Annotated in this window: 3 protein-coding genes and 2 pseudogenes; 3 read left to right on the top strand and 2 right to left on the bottom strand. The window is 60.7% G+C overall.

Going from position 1 to position 3,921, the window contains the following annotated elements; translation table 11 throughout:
• A pseudogene (gene glyA / locus CFR79_RS16365) lies at positions 1–138 on the bottom strand (serine hydroxymethyltransferase); the annotation flags it as partial.
• 177 nt (positions 139–315) lie between these two features.
• On the opposite strand from glyA, the gene CFR79_RS15105 reads away from it, so the two are divergent.
• The 3 genes from CFR79_RS15105 (at position 316) to CFR79_RS15095 (ending at position 3,805) form a co-directional block, all read left to right on the top strand.
• Positions 316–1,797, top strand: coding sequence for an amino acid permease (locus CFR79_RS15105; RefSeq protein ID WP_110548436.1), 1,482 nt, complete (start codon positions 316–318; stop codon positions 1,795–1,797).
• Positions 1,798–1,882: 85 nt separating this feature from the next.
• Entirely contained in the window at positions 1,883–2,875 is a 993-nt protein-coding gene (gene hemB / locus CFR79_RS15100) for a porphobilinogen synthase (RefSeq protein WP_110548435.1), read from the top strand.
• Between the two features lie 135 nt (positions 2,876–3,010).
• Positions 3,011–3,805 carry an arginyltransferase gene (locus tag CFR79_RS15095; RefSeq protein ID WP_110548434.1) on the top strand — a complete coding sequence of 265 codons (795 nt, stop codon included), beginning with the start codon at positions 3,011–3,013 and terminating at the stop codon, positions 3,803–3,805.
• Positions 3,806–3,817: 12 nt separating this feature from the next.
• Here the strand turns inward: CFR79_RS15095 and CFR79_RS15090 are convergent.
• Positions 3,818–3,921 (bottom strand): annotated as a pseudogene (locus CFR79_RS15090) (IS481 family transposase); the annotation flags it as partial.

Here is a 3,921-nt window from a genome sequence, read left to right as displayed (position 1 = left end):
CTCGCTCGCAATCAGTTCAATACCGTCGCGCTGGCGTTCCAGTTCCGCGCCAATGATCGCAGCAACATCCGGGTCCGCTTCCGTCAGCGGGGCGCGGAAAAACTGTTTCAGGTCAGTCTGGCTGATAGGGTCCGGCACCGTTATGATTCTCCATTCCTTGGATCAACTGTCTTTTCCGGGTAATGACGCGGATATGACACGTATGGGGACAGGCCTGCTATGTGCGCCATATAGGGGCGTTTAGACAACGCCAAAATGACGGAGACCGCCCGATTTGACCGAAGCTGTTTTCCCCCCATCCCCAAAGAGGGCAGCATGAACACGAACAGGAGAGCGGGCCTTCTGCGCGCATGGCTGCGCAGGCTGCCGGTGGGCGCGCCCACGGATGATGCGGGGCTGAAGCGCGTGCTTGGCCCCGCCAGCCTCATGGCCCTTGGCGTGGGGGCCACGATCGGCGCGGGGCTGTTCTCGCTGACAGGGATCGCGGCAGGCAGCAATGCCGGGCCTGCGGTCATCATTTCCTTCGCTTTAGCCGCCATAGCCTGCGCCTTTGCCGGGCTGTGTTACGGTGAACTGGCGGGCATGCTTCCGGCGGCGGGCAGCGCGTATGTCTATGCCTATGCCTCGCTGGGTGAACTGATGGGCTGGATCATCGGCTGGGATCTCGTGCTGGAATATACCGTGGGGGCATCAGCCGTATCCGTAAGCTGGGCGCGCTACATGCGATCCCTGCTTGATGAATGGGGTATTCACCTTTCGCCCCGCCTCATGGCTTCCCCGTTCGAGGTGGTGGGCATGGCGGACGGCCAGCCGGTACACGGACTGGCCAACCTGCCTGCCGTGTTCGTCATCATGGCGCTGTCCCTGCTGCTCATGCGCGGGATTTCTGAATCGGCGCGGATGAACGCCATTGTGGTGGCGATCAAGCTTACGGTCATCGTCGCCGTGATCGCATGCGGACTGCCGTATATCAGGGTCGAAAACTATACCCCCTTCATCCCGCCCAATACTGGGGAGTTCGGGCATTACGGCATATCGGGCATCCTGCGCGCGGCGGGGACGGTTTTCTTTGCCTATCTGGGGTTCGATGCGGTTTCGACCGTGGCGCAGGAGACACGTAATCCGGGCCGCGACATGCCCATCGGCCTTATGGGCAGCCTTGCGATCTGCACGGTGGTCTACATCACCTTTTCATTCGTGCTGACGGGACTGGTCAACTATCACGATATGATCGGCGATGCCGCCCCCGTGGCCACGGCCATTGACCAGACACCCTTTGGCTGGCTGAAGGCTGCGGTCAAGCTTGGCATCATATGTGGTTTCCTGTCGGTCATTCTGGTGCTGCTGCTGGGGCAGAGCCGGATCTTCTTCGCCATGGCACGCGACGGCCTGCTGCCGCCCATGTTTGGCCGCATCCACCACAACTGGGGCACACCGGTTGCGTGCCACCTGTTCTTCATGGCCGTGACGGGCGTGCTGGCGGCGTTTCTGCCCATCGAACAACTGGCGCATATGACTTCCATCGGCACGCTGCTGGCCTTTGTCATCGTGTGTGTGGGCGTGATGGTGCTGCGCGTGCGTGAACCGGACCGTCCGCGCGTCTTCCGTGTGCCCGGCGGAATGGTGATACCGGTGGCCGGTATTCTCAGTTGCCTTGTGATGATGGTCTCGCTCGACGCGCTGACATGGCTGCGGCTGGTCGGGTGGCTGGCAATCGGGCTGGTCGTTTACGGGATTTATGGTGTGCGCCATAGCCGACTGGGCAAGGTCATGCCTGCCATGCGCCCGAAGGACTGAAGGGCGTGCATTACCGGATCATAATTTGGCATAGGGTAGCGGCGGGACCATAGTCGGCCCCATCCCATAGCTGGAGTTGGATTGGATGAGTATCGGTCAATTTCCCCATGTACGGCCGCGGCGCAACCGGCACGACCGGTTCACCAGGCGACTTGTATCCGAAAACACGCTATCGACCGATAACCTCATCTGGCCGATTTTTGTTACCGAAGGCACGGCTTCGGTTACCGATGTAGCCTCCATGCCCGGTGTGCAGCGTGTCAGTCTGGACCGGCTTGCAGCCCATGTGGAACCGGCGGCGAAACTGGATATTCCCGCCATCGCCCTGTTCCCCATAACGCCCACGGACCTGCGTGATGAAAACGGGACCGAAGCAACCAATCCCGACAATCTCATGTGTCGTGCCGCGCGCCTGCTGAAAAAGGAATTCCCGCAGATCGGCCTGATCGGCGATGTCGCGCTCGATCCCTATACCAGCCACGGCCATGACGGGCTGATCGAAAACGGCTACGTGGTCAACGATCCCTCGGTCCGCATCCTTGTGACGCAGGCGGTCAATCAGGCCGCTGCCGGGATCGACATCATCGCCCCGTCCGACATGATGGATGGCCGCGTACGCGCCATCCGCGAGGCACTGGACAGCGATGGTCTGGTCAATACCCGCATCATGTCCTACGCCGCCAAATACGCCAGTGCCTTCTACGGACCGTTCCGCGATGCGCTGGGATCGGGTGGCCTGCTGACGGGTGACAAGAAAACCTACCAGATGGACCCCGCCAACAGTGATGAGGCCCTGCGTGAAGTGGCGCTGGACCTGCAGGAAGGTGCGGATATGGTCATGGTCAAGCCGGGCATGCCGTATCTGGACATCATCCAGCGCGTGCGGCAGGAATTTGCCGTGCCGACCTTCGCCTATCAGGTGTCGGGTGAATACGCGATGCTGATGGCTGCCATCCAGAATGGCTGGCTGGATCGTGACCGCGTCATCATCGAAAGCCTGATGTCCTTCCGCCGCGCGGGCGCCAATGGGGTACTGACCTATTTCGCGCTGGAGGCCGCGCGCCTGCTCCGGGCCTGACCGGCCCACAAGCGGCATGCCTTCAACAGGATAGTTGATGCCTGCGACAGGGAAAATATGATAACCGTACAGGGTACGGGCAGTCTGTTTTTCCTGTTCGCCGGGCTGCTTCCTGTTTTCGGCTGGTGAGAGCGCATGACATACACATCGCCACGGCATCCGCAGCTATTCTATACCACAGCGCCCATGCCCTGCCCCTACCTGCCGGGACGCATGGAACGCAAGGTTGTGACCGAAATTGGCGGCGCGGAAGCCATATCTTTCCATAACCGCCTGTCCCGTGCGGGCTTCCGCCGCAGCCACACCATTGCCTATGCTCCGGTCTGCGCAAGCTGCACGGCCTGCACGCCCATCCGCGTGCCGGTGGACCGCTTCACCCCCAGCCGCACGCAGCAGCGCGCCCTGCGTCGCAACGCCATGCTGCACGGCTTTCCCGTGCCGCCACGCGCCACACCAGAACAGTTCAACCTGTTCAGCGCCTACCAGCATGCCCGGCATGAAGGCGGCGACATGGCATCCATGACGTTTCCCGATTACCGGGCCATGATCGAAGATACGCCGATCGAAACTTTCATGATCGAATTCCGCGATCCCGAAGGCAGGCTGGCCTGCGTCGCGCTGGTGGATCAGCTTGATGACGGGCTTTCCGCTGTTTATGATTTCTATGATCCCGCGCTTCAGCATCGGTCACTGGGGACATTCGCCGTGATGTACCTGATCAGCCATGCCCGCACGATGGGCCTGCCCTACCTGTACCTAGGCTACTGGATCAGCGAAAGCCGCAAGATGGCCTACAAGGCCCGTTTCCGCCCCGCGCAGATCATGACGCGCGGCATCTGGCATGATCTGGATCTGGGAGAATATGGCAGGGATCAGGCACGGCAGAGTGCTTTCCTGCCGGATGGACTGTTTCATCCACCGGCAGGATAAGTCCGCAGATCCCTAGATGTTTAGTCCCAGGATTTGATGGTGCGGATTTTGCATGAACCGTGATGGTTCTTTTTCCCATTGCTGGCAAATAAATTCATATGGAGTGAGGCCGCGCA

It is taken from the genome of Komagataeibacter saccharivorans, assembly GCF_003207825.1.
Lineage (GTDB): Bacteria > Pseudomonadota > Alphaproteobacteria > Acetobacterales > Acetobacteraceae > Komagataeibacter > Komagataeibacter saccharivorans.
This window is presented reverse-complemented; position numbering and strand designations above follow the sequence as displayed.

Excerpts from the sequence above, each read along its gene's own strand:
- hemB (WP_110548435.1), top strand. The coding sequence starts at position 1,883 with ATGAGTATCGGTCAATTTCCCCATGTACGGCCGCGGCGCAACCGGCAC.
- CFR79_RS15105 (WP_110548436.1), top strand. The coding sequence starts at position 316 with ATGAACACGAACAGGAGAGCGGGCCTTCTGCGCGCATGGCTGCGCAGG.
- CFR79_RS15095 (WP_110548434.1), top strand. The coding sequence starts at position 3,011 with ATGACATACACATCGCCACGGCATCCGCAGCTATTCTATACCACAGCG.